Annotated in this window: 18 protein-coding genes and 1 tRNA gene; 11 read left to right on the top strand and 8 right to left on the bottom strand. The window is 58.2% G+C overall.

Going from position 1 to position 20,069, the window contains the following annotated elements:
• Positions 1-8 precede the first annotated feature (8 nt).
• Positions 9-425, bottom strand: a complete 417-nt coding sequence (gene clpS / locus HKD40_RS00605; protein WP_169193783.1) for an ATP-dependent Clp protease adapter ClpS — start codon at positions 423-425, stop codon at positions 9-11.
• A gap of 388 nt (positions 426-813) precedes the next feature.
• Between clpS and HKD40_RS00600 the strand changes: the two genes are divergently transcribed.
• Entirely contained in the window at positions 814-2,388 is a 1,575-nt protein-coding gene (locus tag HKD40_RS00600; RefSeq protein WP_169193782.1) for an SPOR domain-containing protein, read from the top strand.
• A 110-nt stretch (positions 2,389-2,498) separates the two neighbouring features.
• Positions 2,499-2,771 (top strand): hypothetical protein, encoded by a 273-nt coding sequence (locus HKD40_RS00595; RefSeq protein ID WP_169193781.1) that lies wholly within the window; start codon positions 2,499-2,501, stop codon positions 2,769-2,771.
• Between the two features lie 23 nt (positions 2,772-2,794).
• On the opposite strand, the gene HKD40_RS00590 is transcribed toward HKD40_RS00595, so the two are convergent.
• Positions 2,795-4,156 carry an MATE family efflux transporter gene (locus HKD40_RS00590; RefSeq protein ID WP_169193780.1) on the bottom strand — a complete coding sequence of 454 codons (1,362 nt, stop codon included), beginning with the start codon at positions 4,154-4,156 and terminating at the stop codon, positions 2,795-2,797.
• A gap of 216 nt (positions 4,157-4,372) precedes the next feature.
• On the opposite strand from HKD40_RS00590, the gene HKD40_RS00585 reads away from it, so the two are divergent.
• Together HKD40_RS00585 and HKD40_RS00580 are read left to right on the top strand one after the other, a co-directional pair.
• The gene (locus HKD40_RS00585; protein ID WP_169193779.1) at positions 4,373-5,101 is read left to right on the top strand and encodes an AzlC family ABC transporter permease; all 729 of its coding nucleotides are present in this window, start codon (positions 4,373-4,375) and stop codon (positions 5,099-5,101) included.
• Positions 5,085-5,393 carry an AzlD domain-containing protein gene (locus tag HKD40_RS00580; RefSeq protein WP_169193778.1) on the top strand — a complete coding sequence of 103 codons (309 nt, stop codon included), beginning with the start codon at positions 5,085-5,087 and terminating at the stop codon, positions 5,391-5,393. Before HKD40_RS00585 ends, HKD40_RS00580 begins: the two co-directional genes overlap by 17 nt.
• Positions 5,394-5,550: 157 nt before the next feature.
• On the opposite strand, the gene HKD40_RS00575 is transcribed toward HKD40_RS00580, so the two are convergent.
• The 3 genes from HKD40_RS00575 to HKD40_RS00565 all read right to left on the bottom strand — a co-directional run bounded on the left by HKD40_RS00575 (position 5,551) and on the right by HKD40_RS00565 (position 9,368).
• Positions 5,551-5,634 (bottom strand) — tRNA-Leu (locus HKD40_RS00575).
• Positions 5,635-5,731: 97 nt separating this feature from the next.
• The gene (locus tag HKD40_RS00570; RefSeq protein WP_169193777.1) at positions 5,732-8,197 is read right to left on the bottom strand and encodes a penicillin-binding protein 1A; all 2,466 of its coding nucleotides are present in this window, start codon (positions 8,195-8,197) and stop codon (positions 5,732-5,734) included.
• 76 nt (positions 8,198-8,273) lie between these two features.
• Entirely contained in the window at positions 8,274-9,368 is a 1,095-nt protein-coding gene (locus HKD40_RS00565; RefSeq protein ID WP_169193776.1) for an N-acetylmuramoyl-L-alanine amidase, read from the bottom strand.
• A gap of 672 nt (positions 9,369-10,040) precedes the next feature.
• Between HKD40_RS00565 and HKD40_RS00560 the strand changes: the two genes are divergently transcribed.
• Positions 10,041-12,761, top strand: coding sequence for a ribonuclease E/G (locus HKD40_RS00560; RefSeq protein WP_169193775.1), 2,721 nt, complete (start codon positions 10,041-10,043; stop codon positions 12,759-12,761).
• A 34-nt stretch (positions 12,762-12,795) separates the two neighbouring features.
• Here HKD40_RS00560 and HKD40_RS00555 read toward each other — a convergent pair whose 3' ends face one another.
• From HKD40_RS00555 to HKD40_RS00545, 3 genes are all read right to left on the bottom strand, one after another.
• Positions 12,796-13,371: a hypothetical protein gene (locus HKD40_RS00555; RefSeq protein WP_169193774.1), complete on the bottom strand. Its 576-nt coding sequence runs from the start codon at positions 13,369-13,371 to the stop codon at positions 12,796-12,798.
• A 156-nt stretch (positions 13,372-13,527) separates the two neighbouring features.
• Positions 13,528-14,040 carry a GNAT family N-acetyltransferase gene (locus HKD40_RS00550; protein WP_169193773.1) on the bottom strand — a complete coding sequence of 171 codons (513 nt, stop codon included), beginning with the start codon at positions 14,038-14,040 and terminating at the stop codon, positions 13,528-13,530.
• Positions 14,041-14,050: 10 nt separating this feature from the next.
• Positions 14,051-15,196, bottom strand: a complete 1,146-nt coding sequence (locus HKD40_RS00545; RefSeq protein ID WP_248305849.1) for an aminotransferase class I/II-fold pyridoxal phosphate-dependent enzyme — start codon at positions 15,194-15,196, stop codon at positions 14,051-14,053.
• 152 nt (positions 15,197-15,348) lie between these two features.
• On the opposite strand from HKD40_RS00545, the gene HKD40_RS00540 reads away from it, so the two are divergent.
• The 6 genes from HKD40_RS00540 to HKD40_RS00515 all read left to right on the top strand — a co-directional run bounded on the left by HKD40_RS00540 (position 15,349) and on the right by HKD40_RS00515 (position 20,069).
• A complete protein-coding gene (locus tag HKD40_RS00540; RefSeq protein ID WP_169193772.1) occupies positions 15,349-16,209 on the top strand; it encodes a DsbA family protein in 861 nt (286 codons plus the stop codon).
• 93 nt (positions 16,210-16,302) lie between these two features.
• Positions 16,303-16,740 carry a type II 3-dehydroquinate dehydratase gene (gene aroQ, locus HKD40_RS00535; protein ID WP_169193771.1) on the top strand — a complete coding sequence of 146 codons (438 nt, stop codon included), beginning with the start codon at positions 16,303-16,305 and terminating at the stop codon, positions 16,738-16,740.
• 33 nt (positions 16,741-16,773) lie between these two features.
• Entirely contained in the window at positions 16,774-17,265 is a 492-nt protein-coding gene (gene accB, locus HKD40_RS00530; protein WP_169193770.1) for an acetyl-CoA carboxylase biotin carboxyl carrier protein, read from the top strand.
• Positions 17,266-17,275: 10 nt separating this feature from the next.
• A complete protein-coding gene (accC, locus tag HKD40_RS00525) occupies positions 17,276-18,622 on the top strand; it encodes an acetyl-CoA carboxylase biotin carboxylase subunit (RefSeq protein ID WP_169193769.1) in 1,347 nt (448 codons plus the stop codon).
• 39 nt (positions 18,623-18,661) lie between these two features.
• Positions 18,662-19,318, top strand: a complete 657-nt coding sequence (gene aat / locus HKD40_RS00520) for a leucyl/phenylalanyl-tRNA--protein transferase (protein ID WP_169193768.1) — start codon at positions 18,662-18,664, stop codon at positions 19,316-19,318.
• On the top strand, positions 19,293-20,069 hold the full coding sequence (locus HKD40_RS00515; protein ID WP_169193767.1) for an APH(3') family aminoglycoside O-phosphotransferase: 777 nt from the start codon (positions 19,293-19,295) through the stop codon (positions 20,067-20,069). Before aat ends, HKD40_RS00515 begins: the two co-directional genes overlap by 26 nt.

The following is a 20,069-nucleotide window of genomic DNA, read 5'->3' as shown; positions in this document are numbered from 1 at the left end:
TGATGTTCCTACTGTTTTTCCATCACGCATTGCAGCGGATGCTGGTTTTTGCGTGCCGTATCCATGACGCGAGTGACCTTGGTTTCAGCCACTTCGTATGGATATACGCCGCACTCACCGACCCCCTTTTGGTGAACATGCAGCATGATGGTCATGGCGTCTTCTCGTGACTTGTTGAAGACGTCCTGAAGCACCGAAACGACGAATTCCATCGGCGTGTAGTCGTCGTTGAGAAGCAGCACCCGATAGAGGTTCGGACGCTTGGTTTTGGGACGCGTTTTGGTCACCGTCCCGGTTTCGAAATCTGCGTCGTTTCCGCCCGATCGGTCATCCCCATCATCCTTCGGCCCGAGCCAAGGCCCATCGGGCCCAGCAGAGCGTTGGGAATAAAAGGAAACAGGGATCTGCGTAGAGAGTGTTTTCATAAAGTAGACTGTCGCCAGACAAAACGAAGCAGCGGGTTGGACCCATTATGTAGGTAAGAATGGACCCATGTTAAGGGCTCGGCCACCCCGAACAGGCGAGAGTGCAGAACCCAGCTCAAACTTGCCCATAGAATAGCTCAATTCGCCGCACATTGAAGCGACAAAACAGCAAAGCGGCACGTCACCCATCACATTGCCGAAAAACTCTCGTGACATTGATTCAACAGTGCCGGTGAAAAAGCTTTGCATTTTACGAAATCGTAACCGCCCCACCGTAGCTTACAAAAGGCTGCTCAGTCAGGTTTGGGGGACAAACCCCGATTGGACGGCCGCGTTAGTTGTGTTGCGTACGGGCATTTTTCGCCCGAGTGAGTAAACGGAGTACCGGGTGGCTTCCCTGGCAAAATCCCCTTGGCGCGGCATTATTGCCCGCGCAGCCGCTGCCTTTGTCGTTGCGCTAACTGTCAGCATTTCTGCTGCAGCGCCGACCTATGCAATTGAAAACCTACGCAAATATGCCGGTATCGTGGTCGACGCGAAATCGGGCAAAATCCTATATGAAGATCAGGCTGACTCTCGTCGCTATCCGGCATCAGTCGCGAAGGTGATGACGCTCTACGTCCTGTTCCAAGAATTGCAGGCGGGCAATCTCTCGCTCAATTCCAAGATGACCGTGTCCCGTCATGCTGCTGCGGCCGTTCCGACTAAGCTCGGCCTGCGCGCTGGCGCCACTATTTCGGTGGAAGACGCCATCAAGTCTCTCGTCACCCTTTCGGCCAATGACATGTCGCGCGTTATCGCGGAACATATCTCGGGAACTGAAGCCAAGTTCGCTGAGCGTATGACCGCCACTGCGCGTGCTCTGGGCATGGGCAGCACCACCTATCGCAACGCTTCGGGCCTTCCCGATGGCGGTCAGGTCACCACTGTACGCGATCAGGCTATTCTGGCGATTGCTGTCTACCAGCACTTCCCGAACTATTACGAATTCTTCCAGACCCGCTCGTTCTCCTACGGCAAGCGCACCTACGGCAACCACAACCGCGTTCTCGGTTACATGGGCGCTGTGGACGGCATCAAGACCGGCTTCATCAATGCGGCTGGCTCGAACCTGATGACCGCAGCCCGCAAGGATGATCGCCACGTTGTCGTTATTGCTTTCGGCTTCAACTCTGCCGCATCGCGCGACGAGAAGGTCCGCCAGCTGGTCAACACCTATTTCAACAAGGGCCGTTCCGGCGGCTACTTGCAGACCGCTATGGTTCCAGTGCCTGGCCGTCAGGGCAGCACCCAGTTCGCACTGGCGCAGCCTAATCAGCAGCATAAGGCAACCTTCGCCATGCCAACGCCAATGCCTGAGTTCCGCCTCGCTGCACTTGTTGCCGCCAATGGTGCACAGCCACAGGCAGCAGTTGCGGTCGCATCGGCACCAGCTCCCGCGGTCTCAGTTGCGATGCCAGCGCCTGCCCCTGCAGACCTCGGCCTCGTGCCAGCCGCACAGGCAGCCAATGCTTTGGCAGCGCCAAGCGTGCCGGACTACAATTCGGACGTGATCGGCGCTTGGCTGAGCGACACCTATAAGCTGGGTGCGCCGCCATCGGCCCTTGGCCAGACTACGCCATCGGCACCGCTCGGCATCGGCCCAACCAGCTCGAACACCCAGACGCCAAACGTCGACCCAATCAATACAGCTTCGGCACAGACGGGCTCTGCCCAAGTCGCTGGCTGGATCGTGCAGATCGGCGCAGGTCCATCGGAAGACGGTGCACGCACCATGCTCTCTGATGCCGCCCGCAAGGTTGGCTCTCTGGGCGACTTCCGCTCCTTCGTCGAACCGTTTGATCGGAACGGCAAGACCTTCTACCGCGCCCGCTTCGTCGGCTTTGGTGACCGCAGTGCCGCCAACGCCATGTGCGAGCGCCTAAAGGGCCAGGATATGCAGTGCCTGGCCATGCAAGGCTAATGAACGAACGACGTGGCGGCTTCCCGCCAAACCATACCACCGGGATGATCAGCTCATTTGAGCCCCATCCTATAGGAAACAAAATTGGTGCTTGTGTACGGAGTAGCCCAATGAGTGACCGTAAAGCTCTCGTCGAACTGGCCAGTTTCATTGGTCGCTCGCCGCTCGCCTCCCCTGATATGAAAGTGCGCAATAAGGCACTTTCGGGCATGACGGAACGCATGCTGCCCAAGAAGCGCTCTGTGAGCGACCTGCTTGGTGTGGTGATGACGCTCTCGGCTCGAACCCGCCGCATGGCGCAGGAGCCGGCCTTCGTCGAACTCGACGTGTTTGCCCCAGGCGGGAAGCGGGCCATCCGCCTCACGCTGGGCAACAAATCCTAAGCAGAAATTTTTGATGTGGCGCTCTAAACGAGCGCTACAATCTTTTTGCGCTTCCAGACGAACTGATACCAGGCCGCCTGCAAGATCAGCATGGCCGTAAAGCTCGCAGCGTAAGCAATCCAAATCCCACGCAGACCCAGTTCGGTGCCGCTGAGCCAGATCGCTCCGGGGATCTCGATCCCGATGATACAGAACAGCGAAATCACCATGGGCATATAGACCGTGCCGCTGGCGCGCATCACGCCCGAGAACACAACGCTGCCACCAAAGCAGATAATACTCCACAGGACGACCCGGAGCAGGTCTTCCGTCAGCTGAACGACTTCAGGGTCGGTCAGGAACAGCGCCACAACAGCTTCACTGAAGAGATAGGCCAGCACAACCAGCGTACCGGTAACGATCAAATTCATGATCAGCGCAGTACGGGTGATAGGGCCAAGCTGATCCTGTTTGCGGGCACCAATGGCCTGTGCCGCAAAGATCGAGGCCGCGATACCAATCGACATGGCCGGGAACTGCACATAGCTCATCACCTGCCCCAGTGCGCCATAAGCGGCCGTTGCGTCAGAGCCGAAACGGTTGACCAGCCCTACGACCACAATCCCGGCAATGGAAGAGATGATCATCTGCAGACCTGCCGGAATGCCCAGCTTCAAGGTCAGGCGCAAGAGCTTCCAATCAGGACGCAGGATGGAGGCCAGCAAGTCACGGTCTGGCGCGAGCGGCATATTGCGCGCGCGCATATAGACGAAGAGGAAAATCAGGACGGTCACAAAGCCCGCAATGGTTGCCCACGCTGCAGCGGTGACACCCAATTGGGGTAAACCGCCCCAACCGAGGATCAGCGCTGGGGTCACCAGCAAGCTCACCACCATCGACATGATCAGCGAGAGCAGCGGCGTAATGGTGTCACCCACACCCCGCAGGATCGAGGTTGCCACAAGAAAGAGGAAGAATGCCGGCATGCCAAACAGCGAAATGCGCGCGTAGCTAATCGCCATATCCCGGATATTCTCGGGCGCACCCAGAGCCATCATGATCTGCTCAGCGAAGGTTCCGCCCAACACACCAACAATAAGACCGAAGACAATCGTCGCCGCAAAGGCAGAGCCCGCGATCACCTTGACCTTGGCAATATCCCTCGCGCCCCAAGCCTGACCGATAAGCGTGGTCGCGCCAGCGGAGAGACCGATCATGAAGCTCATCAGCAAGAAGATCAGCGGGAAGTAGGTCGCAATAGCCGCCAGCGCCTCCACCCCAATCATTTGCCCAACGTAGATCGAGTTCACGGTTCCTGACAGCGCCTGCAGGATATTCGACGCCATAAGCGGGACGAGAAAAATGGCGAACCTCTGCCAGAGAGGGCGCGCAGAAAAGGGATTCATGAAACGCTCCGAAGGGCCAAAGTGCGACTGGCCCGGCTCAGCAAACCGTAGAAACAGTCATTGAGTCGAAACAATCGCGCCCAATGACTACGTCGCGTCTCTACGCCCGGATTAACAAAGCGTCAATTCAGCCAAGGCCATCCACACCTAAGGCGTGCATCACTTTGCGAGCGGGGCATCTTTCCGTTCTCAACTACCATGCTAGACACATGAACGATGTCACACCTTGCCCAAGCCCCCGATTCCCTCAGCAATCAGTTCCTAGCCGGCGCCCGCGCCTGCGTGCCCGTCGCCATTTCTGTTGCGGCCTATGGCCTGGTGTGGGGCGTGCTCGCCCGCTCAACCGGTCTCAGCGCCCTCGAAGTGGTTTTGATGAGCACCATGGTCTTTGCCGGTGCCTCACAGTTTGTCGCTTTGGAATTGTGGAGCACACCGGCCTCAACCCTGCCCATAGGGGCAATGATGTTGGCAGCGCTGATCGTCAACCTGCGCTATCTGCTGCTCACTGCCACCCTGCGCCCGCTCTACCCGCCCGGCCCTCTCGGCTTTAAAGCCCTGCAGATGTATCTCGTCACCGACGAGAACTGGGCGATGACAGTCTCGGCCATGGCCCATGGCAAGGGCTCGGTTGCCTTCCTTTTGGGCGGCGGCACTTTGGCTTGGCTCTCGTGGATGCTGACCAATCTCATTGGCTATGGCCTCGGCTCAGCCATTGATGACCCAGCGCAATGGGGCCTCGACTTCGCCTTCACAGCGACCTTCCTCGCCCTGCTCCTTGGCATGTGGAAGGGCAAGGCCGACCTCATTCCATGGATCGTCGGGGCACTCGTCGCCATCATCGCGTCAAAACTGATCGATGGCAGCTGGCACATTCTCATTGGCGGCATCGCCGGTTCGCTCGCGGGCGCATTTTTTGAGGTGCGCAAGCATGCACATCTCCCCTGAAGCTTTCCTCGCCATCCTCGGCATGGCCTTTGTCACCATTGCGGTGAAAGTCTCGGGCCTGCTCCTAGCGGACCGGCTCCCCCGCGACGGTTTTGCCGCCGCCTGGCTGAAACATATTCCCGGTGCCGTTCTCGCCGCACTGGTCGCGCCTGCCCTCGTCACCGGCAGCCCAGCGGAACTGGTGGCGGCTGCGGCCACAGCGCTGGTTTTTATCGGTACGAAAAACCTGTTTGCCGCCATGGTTGCAGGGGTGGGCACGGTGTATTTGGTGCGGATGTGGATTGGGGCGTAACGCTTTTCGCGCCATAGCACGCTTGCATACGAGGAGCGGCTAGCTGCGGGTCAAAGCCGCCCGCACTTAGGGCCGCGGCATTGGCCCCCAAAAAGCAAAGAAGCCGACCCGTTTCCGGATCGGCTTTCTTTTGATTTCAGTTCTAGCGATAACTGATTGGTGCCCCCCGCCGGACTCGAACCGGCACACCTCTCGATACTTGATTTTGAGTCAAGCGCGTCTACCATTCCGCCAGAGGGGCACGCTTAGGGTGTTACCGTAAGCCATTTTGCTACGCAACAGATTCTGTGCGTTTTTCCTGCGGTTCAACACCTACGCACAGATTTTGCACCCACGCCTTACCAGCCGAACAAGGTGCGGCGCGGTTGCGGCTCAGGCTCGGGCTGTGGGGGGACGATGCCCCCGTTATATTGCTGCTGCAGCATCTGATCGCGCACCAGCGCGTCGTTAGCGGCGTGTCCAACACCGATCACCGACGTCATCAGGTTCGGGCCCGTCCCGGGCTTAAAGGCTTCGGCAATGCCACTTTCGCCTTCATAGGCGGCCGTCCCGGTATCGGGATTGATGCGTACGCGATCCATGCCGGTCGGCACGTTAAACGGCGTTGCAGGCTTGCCTTCCAAAGCATTGGCCATAAAGCCAGCGAAGACAGGAACGGCCATGCCCGCGCCCGAACCAGCCGAACCCATGGAGCGCGGCGTGTCATAGCCAATGTAGACGCCCACGGCCAATTCCGGCGTGAAGCCGACGAACCAGGCGTCCTTGTAATCATTGGTGGTACCGGTTTTGCCAGCCACTGGACGATTGAGCCGCGCGGCGGCCGTACCAGTGCCGCGCAGGACCACGCCTTCCATCATGGACGTGATCTGATAGGCGGTCATCGGATCAAGCACCTGCTGACGCGTATCGATGATGCGAGGTTCGCCCTGCCCGTTCCACGCTTCGGCATTGCAGCCTTCGCAAATGCGCTGATCGTGTCGGTAGACGGTTTTGCCGTAGCGATCCTGAATACGGTCGATGAGTGTCGGCTGAATTTTGCGACCACCATTGGCCATGGTGGCATAGGCCGAGGTCATGCGCATCGCCGTGGTTTCGCCTGCGCCCAAGGCCATTGAGAGCACTGGCTGCATGGTGTCATAAACACCGAACAGCTTGGCATAATCCGCGACCAGCGGCATGCCAATTTCACGCGCAAGACGTACTGTCATCACGTTTCGCGAGCGCTCGATACCGCGACGCAGGGTCTGCGGGCCATAGAACTGCTGAGACGCGTTTTCAGGCCGCCATACGGACCCGTCTGCCATGCGCATTTCAATCGGCGCATCGAGGACGATGGAGGCTGGCGTATAGCCATTATCGAGCGCCGCTGCATAAACAATCGGCTTGAAGGAGGAGCCCGGCTGACGCAGGGCTTGGGTCGCGCGGTTGAACTCGCTTTCGGAGAAGGAGAAGCCGCCCACCATGGCCTGAACACGGCCAGTGCGCGGGTCCATCGCCACCAAGGCGCCTTCAATTTCAGGCACTTGCTGGAGGGTATAGGAGCCAGACTTACCGGCGACCGGGGACACATAGATCACGTCACCGACAGCCAAAATGCTGTCGAGGCGCTTGGAGACCCAGCGCACGTCGCCGCCCGATAGTGTCCCTGTCAAACGGTCAACACCGGGCTTGCCGTCCGCGTCGCTTTCGGGACGTAGGCCAATTGTCAGCTCATTGCCATTGGCTTCCAGCACAACTGCGAGCTGCCATTCCGGCACGTCACTGAGTGGCTTGATGGCCGAGACCGCCAAGCCCCAGTCCTCGCTGAGATCAACCGAGGCCACAGGCTCGCGGAACCCGCGCTGCTGGTCAAATTGGATGAGGCCATCCATCAAGGCGCGGCGCGCATATTCTTGCAGACGGGGCTCGAGCGTGGTGCGCACCGAGAGGCCACCACCATAGAGCTGGTCTTCGCCGTAAAGCTTGGCCAGTTCACGGCGCACATCCTCGGTAAAATACTCAGCCGAATAGAGCTGGCTGCCGGAGGCGCGCGGAATAACGTTGAGCGCTTCTTCCTTGGCCTGAGCGGCCTCGGCGGGCGCGACATAGCCGTTTTCGACCATGCGATCGATCACCCAATTGCGGCGCTCAAAAGCGGCCTGCGGGCGACGGAAGGGGTGATAATTATTCGGGCCTTTGGGCAGTGCAGCAATATATGCGGCTTCCGGCAGGGTCAGCTGATAGAGCGCCTTATCGAAATAATTGAGCGCTGCAGCGGCCACGCCATAGGAGTTCAAACCAAGGAAAATCTCGTTCAAGTAAAGCTCGAGGATTTTGTCCTTAGTGAATGTGCTTTCGATACGAATGGCCAGCAAGGCTTCCTGCAGCTTGCGGTCCCAAGTCTGTTCCGAAGTCAGAAGGAAATTCTTCGCCACCTGTTGGGTGATCGAGGAGCCACCACCCTGAATGGAGCTATTGCCATCCATGCGAGCCAGAACGTTGTCGCGCAGCGCGCGGATAATGCCGTCGAGCGCGATGCCGTTGTGGCTGTAAAAATCTTTGTCTTCAGCGGAGAGGAAGGCTTCAATCAGCAGCGGCGGAACAGTTTCAATCGGCTGGAACAACCGGCGCTCGCGCGCATATTCAGCCAAGAGCGTACCGTCGGCAGCATGAACGCGCGTCGTCACCGGCGGCTGATAGTCCTTGAGGACAGTGTAGTCGGGCAGCTCGGCCGTCACAGTGGACAGATACACGGCCGCTGCGCCCACGCCACCGAGAGCGAGGAACATTCCAAAACCGAACAGCCAGCCGAGTAGACGAAACATCCCGTCAGACACTCCAAACGCGGATTACCCGCAAAACATTATCCCACACGCCCTGAGTCGGAAGACGTCACTGGGCCTATTCATCCAAACTATCGAAATAGGTCGAAATTCCGCGCGCTATGGCTTCTGCGGTGCGATCGCGCCAGCTCGATTGCGTTAGGTTGGTTACGTCTGCGGGGTTGGACATATAACCCAATTCCACCAATACCGAAGGCACATCCGGGGCTTGCAACACAAAGAAGTCCGCCTGTCGCACAGGAAAACGTCGCAGTTGCACGCTTGGCTCCAGCGAATGCACGATGGCCTGTGCCGCCGCAAAGGACTGCGCCCGCATTTCGCGGCGCATCAGGTCGACCAGAATGTCCACCACCTCCGGCGCCATCACCTGCGGCATGACAAAGCCCGCGATCACGTCCGAAGTGTTTTCATTGTCGGCGAGAACTTTGTCGAGAATGTCAGTCGCCCGCTCGTCGCGCGTGTAGATGCTCGCGCCGCGAATTTCGGGCTGCTGGAAACTATCGGCGTGGATCGAAACGAAGAGATCAGCCTTGTTGGCGCGCGCTAGGGCAACGCGCTCTTCGAGGCGCAAATAGCTGTCGTCCTGACGCGTAAGCGCCACGTCAAAGCGTCCCGATTGCACCAGCAATTCTTGCAGCTTGAGCGAAAACGCCAGGACAATGTCCTTTTCGCGGAAGCCGCCCGGGGCTTCGGCGCCGCTATCAATACCACCATGACCGGGGTCAATGACCACGAGAGGCCGCGTAGCGATGGGCAGCTCGGAGCCGCCTGCTGGGGTCGATTCGCTGGTGGCCGCGGAGATTTGCTTATCGCGCGCAACATTGGCGGCGAACTCTTCGGGTGTCGCAGGAATGATGTCTACGACGAGGCGAGCGGGTTGTCCGTCATAGGGTTCAAGGACATAGGCCTGCTGCACCTGTGCCGGAGCCGAGAGACTCAGCACTGTGCGCACACGGTCGCCTGCCGCCTGTTCAATGGCGAAACGGGTGACAAAACCCTCGCCCGCAGGCTCCCCTTCAGTCTCTTGAACCGTGAAGGTCCCTGCCCGTACGTCGACGGCCAAGCGATTTGGTTCATCGAGAGAAACGAATGCGAATTCGGTCTTTGCAGCCAGATCAATCACAAGGCGCGCCCGTTCGGGCGTGATCGTCACTCGTGCATCTATGACGTTTGGTAAGGCAGCACTTTGCGCCAAAGCAGGCCCGCACAGCCCACCCAAAACGACGATCAAACCTATGACACGCTTAAAAATAGCTCTGGTCAAAACTGGACCTTGCCTCGCACTGATTTGACACCCAAATGCACCGCGCTTGCGGCGATTCTTCGGCATAGAACGAGCCTTATGCGATGATTTGTGCGCTGCGCCAACCGATGCCCATGACAATGCCATGACAGAAGGGCGTTTCGACTTTCTTGTTGCTAATCGGTCCCAACTTTCTTACACGCTAAGGATGAAAGCGCGCGTGTTTCGTGACTAGTTCTGAGTGCCCTAGCACTCTCTGTGGTCCGAGACGGACGTTGCGGTTGCGCTTTCAGTTGAAGAATTTCGGCTTGTACCAATAGCCGGACGGCCTGCTGCACTGACGTAGCGGCCTAACAGGAAGAGGTCATATGGCCCTCAGGCGAGAACAGCGCGACGCGATCGAAGAAGTCGATTGCCGTCCCCTTTCGCCCAGTGAGCCAGCCTTTGCCATCAATACAACTGCGCCGAACGTGAGAGGTTCGCGCATTACCAAACTCAACCCATTCGCCCCGCAACGCGCTACATGCAGACAGCCTATCTCACGGCGTGTCTCTGTCGGCGCGCGGGTGCGCGGAGCTTATTATGGCGACCAAGAGAATGCTGGTGGATGCCATCCACCCCGAAGAAACTCGGATTGTAGTCACTGAAGGAAACCGTCTCGAAGAGTTCGATTTCGAATCGGCAACCCGCCGCCAGCTGCGCGGCAATATTTATCTAGCCAAGGTTACTCGGGTTGAACCCAGCCTGCAGGCAGCCTTTGTTGAATATGGTGGCAATCGCCACGGCTTCCTCGCGTTCAGCGAAATCCACCCCGATTACTACCAGATCCCGGTAGCCGATCGCGAAGCCCTGCTGCTCGATGAAGAGACCAGCGAAGACGAACACGTCGAAGAAGCCGCGCCAGCGGCTGAAGCTGTTTCCGAAACAGAAATTTCGGCTGAAGCCGACGCAGACTCCGAAGGCGATGCCAGCCACATTGAGCAGGCACCAGCCAATACTGAGCCAGTCGAGTCCATCGGCGGCGCAGACGCGCTTGAAGAAGTGCCAGAGCGTCGTCGCTCCAGCCATCAGCGCCGTCATCAGTATAAGATTCAAGAAGTTATCAAGCGCCGCCAGGTCATGCTGGTTCAGGTGGTCAAGGAAGAGCGCGGCAATAAGGGCGCAGCTCTCACCACCTACCTCTCGCTTGCTGGCCGTTATTCAGTGCTAATGCCAAACACCGCCCGTGGTGGTGGTATTTCGCGCAAGATTACCAACGCTGCTGACCGCAAGCGCCTCAAGGAGATCACCTCCGATCTCGAGGTGCCACAGGGCATGGGCGTCATACTTCGCACAGCCGGTGCTTCGCGTACCAAGGCTGAAGTGAAGCGCGACTTTGAATATTTGATGCGCCTTTGGGAAAGCGTCCGCACGCTGACCCTTGAGAGCGAAGCGCCATGCCTCGTTTACGAAGAAGGTTCGCTGATCAAGCGCACCATTCGTGACCTCTATAACAAGGAGATCGATGAAGTTCTCGTGGCCGGCGACGCTGCCTTCCGCGAAGCCAAGGACTTCATGGCAATGATCATGCCGAGCCACGCTAAGAACGTGATGCTCTACAAGGATGATCAGCCGCTGTTCTCCAAGTATGGCGTTGAAGCCCAGCTCGACCAGATGTTCTCTCCGGTCGTCACCCTGCCCTCCGGCGGCTACATCGTTATCAACCCAACCGAAGCGCTGGTCTCCATCGACGTGAACTCGGGTCGTTCGACCAAAGAGCACAACATCGAAGACACCGCTCTCCAGACCAATCTGGAAGCCTCCGATGAAGTCGCGCGCCAGCTGCGTCTGCGCGACCTTGCCGGTCTCATCGTTATCGACTTTATCGATATGATGGAAAACCGCTCGAACCGTGCTGTTGAGCGCCGTCTTAAGGACGCCCTCAAGGACGATCGCGCGCGCATCCAGGTTGGCCGCATTTCGCACTTTGGCCTGATGGAAATGAGCCGTCAGCGCATCCGCTTTGGTGTGGTTGAAAGCTCGACCCACAAGTGCCCAATTTGCGATGGCACAGGTCTGGTTCGCTCGACCGAAAGCCTGGCGCTGATGATCATGCGTCACATTGAAGAACACGTCATGCGCAAGCCTGGCCAGTCGATCAATGTCCGCGTTCCGGTCGAAGTCGCTCTCTACATTCTGAACTACAAGCGTGACACACTCACGCTGCTGGAAGCCCGCAACAATCTCTCCATCACCATTACGGCTGATGGCAAGATGACCGGCCACCAGTTCGCCATCGAAAAGGGCGAAACCCGCGTCGCGTCCTATGTTGATCAGCGCGCAGCAGCACACGTGCGTGTCGACAGCGCCGTCATCGAAGACGCAGTGGAAGAAGACGTCGCCGAAGCTGAAAGCGACGACGAAGAAGAAGAAACCCCGGCCAAGTCTGCCGACGCCGAAGAAGGCGAAGGCAGTAATCGCCGCCGTCGTCGTCGCCGCCGTCGCGGTGAACGTGGCGAACGCAATGGCGACAGCAATCCTGCGGCGCAACAAGTTGCGGCCAATGACGATGGTGAAGAAAGCGACGAGGCCAGCGCCTCCGAAGCGACCCCATCTGAAGCGGACGCAGCCGATGACGCGGATAGCGAAACCCGCCGCCGCCGTCGCCGTGGCCGCCGTGGTGGTCGCCGCAACCGTCGTGACGGTGAAGCGGAAGCCGCACAGACCATCGGCGAAGCTGTTGCTGCAGAAGTGAGCACGGTTGAAGCTGACATCGCACCAGAAGCTGATACCGCTTCTGAACCGACGCCAGTCCTCGAAGTCGCTGCCGCAGCACCAAATGCTGAAACAGCGACACCTGCTGCAAGCGAAGCTCAGGCAAAGCCAAAGCGCACGCGCCGCAAGAAGGTCACGGAAACCGAAGAGTCTGCGCCAGCAGAAACCACTCCGGTCGATGCAACCCCAGCTGAGACAGCCGCTCCGGCCGCCGCCGAAGCAGAACCTGCTGAAAAGCCAAAGCGCAAGTCTCGTGCGCGCAAGCCAAAGGCCGAAGCCGCTGATGCTGCGCCAGCAGCCGATGCGAGTGCAGCCGCGCCTGCCGTCGTCGAGGCCGCGCCAGTTGCCGCCGCGCCAGCTGCAGAAGCCCCAGCGGACTCTGACAAGCCTAAGCGCAAGCCACGCGTGAAGAAGGAACTGCCGCCAGAAGGTCTGGTTGTCACTTCGTCCGCGCCTTCTGAGGCAGCAGCGCCAGAAGTTGAGAACGCCGAAGCGCCCGGCGAAAAGAAGAAGGTCGGTTGGTGGCAGCGCCGCCTAGGCCTGAACTAAAAACACAACGGGCGGTCTTCGGACCGCCCTTTCTTTATGCCCTCTGCCCAATCGGCGCGGCGGATAAAAAGACTTCGCGCCGGACAACCGCTATCCCCTCTTTCACAGAGCGATGGATCGTAAGCCGGCTATGGTCGAAATTCCCCTGCCGCCTCCCGGAGTACTGGTGCCCACTGCGCTCCATACGGCGCCGGTCCGGGCCGAGATAGTTGGCCGTTTCGATATAGAGCTGATCATTGCCAATCTGCGAGGTTAGACGCGACTGCAGAATGTGTTGATTTTCCGGCAGGCTAATGACATCGTCAAAGCCCATTTCGATATGGGCGAGGACGTCTTCGCTCGGGCCGTCGGGAAGGAAGGTAATGATAGGGGCAAAGCGGACCTGGTCCAAGCTTGATACCCGCAATTGCGCCAAGAGGCGCTGTTTCGCAGCGACGCTAATGTTGTAGTGAACAAGGAAGAAGACCACCAAGGGCTCATCATCAGAGCCGCCATCGACAGTGTCGTGGGAAACAACTTGGCCGAAGCCCATCTTCCGCGCCAATTGCATAAGCTCAACGCGACCGTGGGCCTCATTGGCCACAATGATCGCCTTACAGTTTCCCAGCATCGTCGGCACCACTTGTAGCACTTTGGCTAGATCCTATGGGCTGTCGCAGATCCGAAAGAGAAAGACTGTTGCGCTAAAAAAGTTCCAATCTCGCCAAAGCGACGTGATGAGGCTCAGCCCGCCAGAATGTCGAAACATTCAGCGAGCTGTTTCACTTTAGGCTGTAAGGCTTTGATTATAATGGCGATAAACAACATCCTCAGGATGTTGCCTTACGCAGTTATCGTCACGCACCGCCCCCATGCGCTCGGCGAGTTTACTCGAGCCCGCATTGCGGTCATCGATATAGCTCACGAGGTCCGGCAGCTTGAGGACATCAAAGGCCCAAGAGCGGAACGCCAGCGCCGCCTCAAAGGCATAGCCCTGCCCCTCGTGCCCGTCGTAAAGCATCCAGCCGAGTTCTTTTTCTGGATAAAACGGACCGGCATTGATCCCAAGCTCGCCGATGCATTGGCCGGTGGATTTGAGCTCGATCATCAACGAGCCATGCCCATACATCTGCCACAGCGCTAGGCCGTGACAGAACATGCCCCAGGCAGCCTTCTTGTCGAATGGTCCACCCATGAACTCGGCTCGCTCAGACGCCATCAACTCGGCATAGGCCGCAAAATCCTCGGCCCGCGGCTCCCGCAGGATCAGTCGTTCTGTTTCGATTGTGGGTATAGCCACGCGCCCCTCCTCATTTCAAATAGGTCCGCATCCGCTCCAGTGCCTCCTCGACACTGGCGCGAGTGCCAGCAAAGCTGAACCGAACGAACCGATTGCCGTCGACACGGTCAAAATCGATCCCCGGCGTTGCCGCAACACCAATGGCGTCGAGCATTTTCTCGCAGAATTCCAGCGAGGTATTGGAGAATTTCTCAATGCCCGCATAAGCGTAAAACGCGCCGTCGCTGTCATGCGGCAACGAGAAGCCGATCTCGCGGAGCCCATTGAACAGGACATCGCGCGTTGCCGCGTAACCCGCCTTCTGCTCTTCGGAATAGTCGACTTCGCCAAGGGCGACGGTTGCCGCAATCTGGCTAAGGGTCGGCGCGGAAATGAAGAGGTTCTGCTGCAAAATTTCAGCGCGACGCACCAAGGCTTCGGGCATGACCATCCAGCCAATGCGCCAACCCGTCATGCAATAGTATTTCGAGAAGCTATTGATAATAATGGCGTTTTGCGTGAGTTCCAAGGCACTAACGCTTGGCCCGGTGTAGTCGATCCCGTGGTAGATCTCGTCTGAGATCAGGGTGACACCAAGCTTTTCGCAGGTGGCGATGATTTCGGCCAATTGCTCACGCGACACAGATGCGCCGGTCGGATTGGCCGGGCTGGCAAACAGCAGACCGTCAAATTTTTCGCGCGCATAGGCGGCCTCAATATCGGCGCCAGTCAACCGCCAGCCGTTCTCGGCTGTGAGCGGGATTTCGGCAATGCCAAAGCCCAAGCCAAACAAGGTATTGATATAGGCCGGATAGCCCGGACGGGTGATCGCAATGCGCGCGCCGGGCTTGAAGGCCGTGTGGAAGGCCAGAATAAAGCCTGCCGAAGAGCCCATGGTGGCCAGGATCAGCTCAGGATCAACGGATACGCCGTGATTGCGCTGGTAATAGGCGGCAAGGCCTTCGCGCAGCTCGAGCAGGCCCTTGGCATTGGTATAGCCCTGCGGGTTTTCGACGGCCTTGGCCACAGCCGCCCGCACGGCTGGCGCGGGGGCCGATCCCGGCTCGCCAACTTCCAAATGGCAGACTGTGCGTCCCTGCCCTTCAAGCAGCTTGGCCTGCTTGAGAATATCCATGGCGAAGAACGGCATTAGCCCGTCAGCAGCAGTCGAAGTCATGAGGCCTCCAGAAATTACACTGGTGCTAGCCCGCCCCGAACAGCGCTTCAACCGAAATGATCGACTTGACCTTCACTTCGCCATCATGGGTACGCATCACCATAGTCCTCTGCTAGAAGCAGTGAACTGAATCAGCGCCCTGAGGAACATCCATGGCTAGGACGACGATTACTCTCACCGCTCTCGCGGGTGTTTTGGCTGGAGCCTTGGGCTGGGCCGTCATTGATCGTCCCGCTGCAGCTCTTCCAGAGGCCGAGCTGCGCGCCGTGGTTGAGAGTGTTGTCACCGCAAAGCTGGCCGACGCCCTGCCCGCGCCACAAGTTCTCTCGCCGCCGCCGCTCGACGCCAGTTTCTTCAATCCGATGATTGAAGATTATCTGATGCAAAACCCCACGGTTCTGCGCCGCATGGTGGCGAATTTGGAAGCCACTGAGCGTACCGAGGCCATGGCCAAGGCCGAAGAAGGGCTCGCGGCCAATGCGGACCTTATCTACAACGCCCCCAATCAAGTGGTGCTCGGCAATCCTGATGGCGACGTCACGCTGGTCGAGTTCTTCGACTACAATTGCGGCTACTGCCGCAAGGCCATGCCTGACCTCGTAACGCTGATGGCCGAAGACCCCAATTTGCGCGTCATCCTCAAAGAGCTTCCAATCCTTTCGGACGATTCCGTCGATGCGGCCCGTATTGGCGTTCTGGTTGCCGAGTCGGATGCCGACTACTGGACCTTCCACGAGGCGCTCTACACAGCCCGCGGTAAAGTGACCAAAGATACCGCCATTGCCGCAGCACGTGGCCTTGGCCTGTCGCCTGTCGATCTCGAACTTCGCATGAAGGACGAGAGCGTCGCCACAGTCCTGCAGGATTCCTATAAGGTTGCCCAAGCATTGGGTATTTCGGGAACACCTGCTTATATCATCGGCAATGAAATCATCCCTGGCGCCATAGGCGTCGATGCATTGCGGGAACGAATTGCAAACATGCGCGAATGCGGTAAGGCACAGTGTGTTTAAAACCGGCCAACGCCGTTTTCCTTGGCGTTTTCGGTGCATTTCGTATAACCGCCCTTGCAGCGACTATGAATGGCAATGCACAAGACTAAGATCATGACGAAACGCGTTCTTGTCCTCAATGGCCCGAACCTCAACCTGCTCGGCACGCGCGAGCCGGGGACCTATGGCTCGGAAACTCTCAAAGACATTGAGAACCTTTGTCTCGCGACTGCAAAAGACGCGGGCATAGCTATCGATTTTCGTCAGTCTAACCACGAAGGTGAGCTGGTCACCTGGATTCAAGATGCCCGGAAAACGGCCGACGGCATTTTGATAAACCCAGCCGCTTATTCCCACACCTCAGTCGCCATCCACGATGCCTTACGCGCCGTGACCCTTCCGGTGGCTGAAGTTCACTTGAGCAATATCCATCAGCGCGAAAGTTTCCGACATCATTCCTATGTGTCGTCGGTGGCTTTCGGCGTTATTTGCGGCTTTGGCGCACTTGGATATAAACTGGCCCTCATGGCCTTGGCCGACAAACTCAAATAACGCTTCAACGCGAGAAGCGGGAGACCGACAAGAATGACCAAGTCATCGTCAGTGGATCAGGATCTGATCCGCGCCATCGCCGAACTCCTCAACAAGGAAAACCTTGCTGAGATCGAAATCGAACAGGACGAAATGCGCATCCGCGTAACCCGTTCCTATCCGAACGAAGCTCCTGTCTATGCTCAGGCGCCGATCCAGTACGCAGCGCCAGCTCCGGCCGCTGCTGCACCAGCCGCACCTGCTGGCTCCGTCCCAGCCGCTGCACCGAAGGCAGAAGATCTGGCATCGAACCCAGGTACCCTGACCTCGCCAATGGTTGGCACTGCTTACTTGGCTCCAGAGCCAGGCAAGCCAGCATTCGCTGCTATCGGCACCAAGGTTTCTGAAGGTCAGACCGTCCTCATCATCGAAGCGATGAAGACCATGAACCAGATCCCAGCACACCGCTCTGGCACCATCACCCGCATTCTGGTCGAGGATGCTCAGCCCGTTGAATATGGCGAGCCGCTCGTCGTCATCGAGTAAGGGGGCGACCATGTTCCAGAAAGTCCTGATCGCCAATCGCGGTGAAATCGCGCTGCGCATTCTGCGCGCGTGTAAGGAATTGGGTATTCAGACCGTGGCGGTTCACTCCACGGCTGACGCCAATGCCATGCACGTTCGCCTTGCGGACGAAAGCGTCTGTATCGGCCCGAACGCCGCCAAGGACAGCTATCTCAACATTCCAGCTATCATGGCTGCATGTGAGATCACTGGCGCCGACGCTGTGCACCCGGGCTATGGTTTCCTTTCCGAAAACGCGCGCTTCGCCAAGATCCTCTCCGAGCACAACGTCACCTTCATCGGTCCTTCGTCGCACCATATCGAAATCATGGGCGACAAGATCACCGCGAAGAAGACCGCTGTTGAACTCGGCATTCCAGTTGTTCCCGGTTCTGCCGGTGCCGTGGAAACCGAAGAACAGGCCCTCGAAGATGCACGTCGCATCGGCTATCCGGTCCTGATCAAGGCAACCGCTGGTGGTGGTGGTCGTGGCATGAAGGTGGCGCAGACTGAAGCTGACCTCCTGGTCGCTTGGTCCACTGCCCGCTCGGAAGCCAAGGCCGCGTTTGGCAATGACTCTGTGTACATGGAAAAGTACCTGGGCAAGCCACGCCACATCGAAGTCCAGATCCTGGGCGACGGTCAGGGCAATGCCGTGCACCTCGGCGTGCGCGATTGCTCGCTCCAGCGTCGTCACCAGAAGGTCTGGGAAGAAGCTGGTGGCCCGACCATCAAGCCGGAAGAACGTGACGAGATCGGTGAAATTTGTGCTGCCGCTATGCGCAAGCTCAAATACTCCGGTGCTGGCACGATCGAGTTCCTCTACGAAAACGGCGAGTTCTATTTCATTGAAATGAACACCCGCCTGCAGGTGGAACATCCGGTCACCGAACGCATCACCGGCATCGACCTCGTGTACGAACAGATCCGTGTTGCTTCGGGCGAAAAGCTCTCGATGACGCAGGATCAGGTCAAGTTCACTGGCCATGCGATCGAAGTGCGTATCAACGCCGAAGATCCGCAGACCTTTGCGCCGTCACCCGGCACGATCACCTTCTACCACCCCGCTGGTGGCGTTGGTGTGCGCGTCGATAGCGCCGTCTACCAGGGCTACAAGATCCCGCCCTATTATGACTCGCTGATCGGCAAGCTGATCGTTTACGGTCGCACCCGCGAAGAATGCCTGCAGCGTCTGCGCCGTGCGGTTGATGAGTTCGTCATCGATGGCGTCAAGACCACGCTCCCGCTCTTCCAGCGCCTGATCAAGGAAGCCGATATTCAAAACGGCAACTACGACATCCATTGGCTGGAAAAGTTCTTGGCTGAGAACAAGGTCTAATCATTTGAGGGGCGCGCAAGCGCCCCTTATCATATTCCCATGACCGACCCTCAAGACCCGTTCGACATCGAACTCACTCCAGAACTGATCATCCGCGCCTATTGCTCGGGCATATTTCCGATGGCGGAAGATGCTACCGACGAGAACGTCTTTTGGGTGTCTCCCGAAGAGCGCGGCATCATCCCGCTCGAGAAATTCCACGCCTCCAAATCCTTGCGCAGAACCATGCGGAAATCGGGCTGGACCATTCGCGTCGATAGTGATTGGGACGGCATTCTCAATGGCTGTTCCACTGTCGGCAAAGATCGACATTCGACTTGGATCAACTCGACCATTCGCTCCGTCTATGGCGAGCTATTTGAGCGCGGCATTGCCCATACGGTTGAGGTTTGGGACGGCGAGCAATTGGTTGGTGGACTTTATGGTCTCGCCATTGGCGGCGCCTTCTTCGGCGAGAGCATGTTCCATCGTCAAACTGACGCTTCAAAAGCGGCTATGGCCCATCTTGTGGAACGCCTCCGCGCGGGAAATTTCGTTCTCCTCGACACCCAATTCCTCACGCCACATCTAGCCTCGCTAGGCGGAATTGAGATACCACGCGAAGACTATGAGGAACGCTTGGCTAAATCTCTCGAACACATGGGAGATTGGTGGGCATGGGAAGAGATAGATGAGCAAACCGACCGACCTGCCTGAGAGCTTTGCGCCTCTCAAGGACCTCGAGTGGCAGAAGATTACCATCGGCAAGTCTGCCGCTTCGGTCTGGCAAATTGCGCTTCGCGACGGCAATTTTGTTTTCCTGAAATCGGAAGCCAACCACCCTCTCGCCGAACTCCCCGGCGAGATCGAGCGGCTGAACTGGCTCACCAAAATGGGCTTCAAATCCCCGCGCGTCATCGACGCCGAACAGAGCGCCGACCGCGTCTGGCTGCTGATGAGTGCCGTGCCCGGTTCAGACCTGACGCACTTGCGCGACAAACCCGAATTGTTCATCCGCGCCTATTCGCAGGGCCTCAAGCGCATGCATGCGCTCGACCCGCGCCAATGCCCCTTCGATCACTCCATCGCGGCTCGCATCGATCTCGGCACCCAACGCTCTGCGGCAAAGCTCGTTGACGAAAGCGATTTCGACCAGGACTGGATCGGTTCCACGGCGGAGGACGTGATCGCCTGGCTCAACGTCAATAGACCCACAGAGAGTGAGCTGATCGTCACCCACGGCGATCCTTCAGCCCCCAATATTCTGAGCGACGATGAGCGCTTTTCTGGCATGGTCGATTGCACCCGCCTGGGAACGGCCGATGTGTGGCAAGACCTTTCAATTGCCTGCCGCTCCATCGCGTACAATGTCGGCCAAGAGCACGTCCGGCCCTTTCTCGACCTTTACGGGGTCGAGTGGAACGCAGAAAAGTTTCGCTTTTACAACACACTAGACGAGCTTTACTGA

This window comes from Devosia sp. MC1541 (assembly GCF_012847305.1).
Classification (GTDB): Bacteria; Pseudomonadota; Alphaproteobacteria; order Rhizobiales; family Devosiaceae; genus Devosia.
The sequence above is the reverse complement of the archived record's forward strand: the minus strand, read 5'-3'. Positions and strand labels throughout refer to the sequence as shown.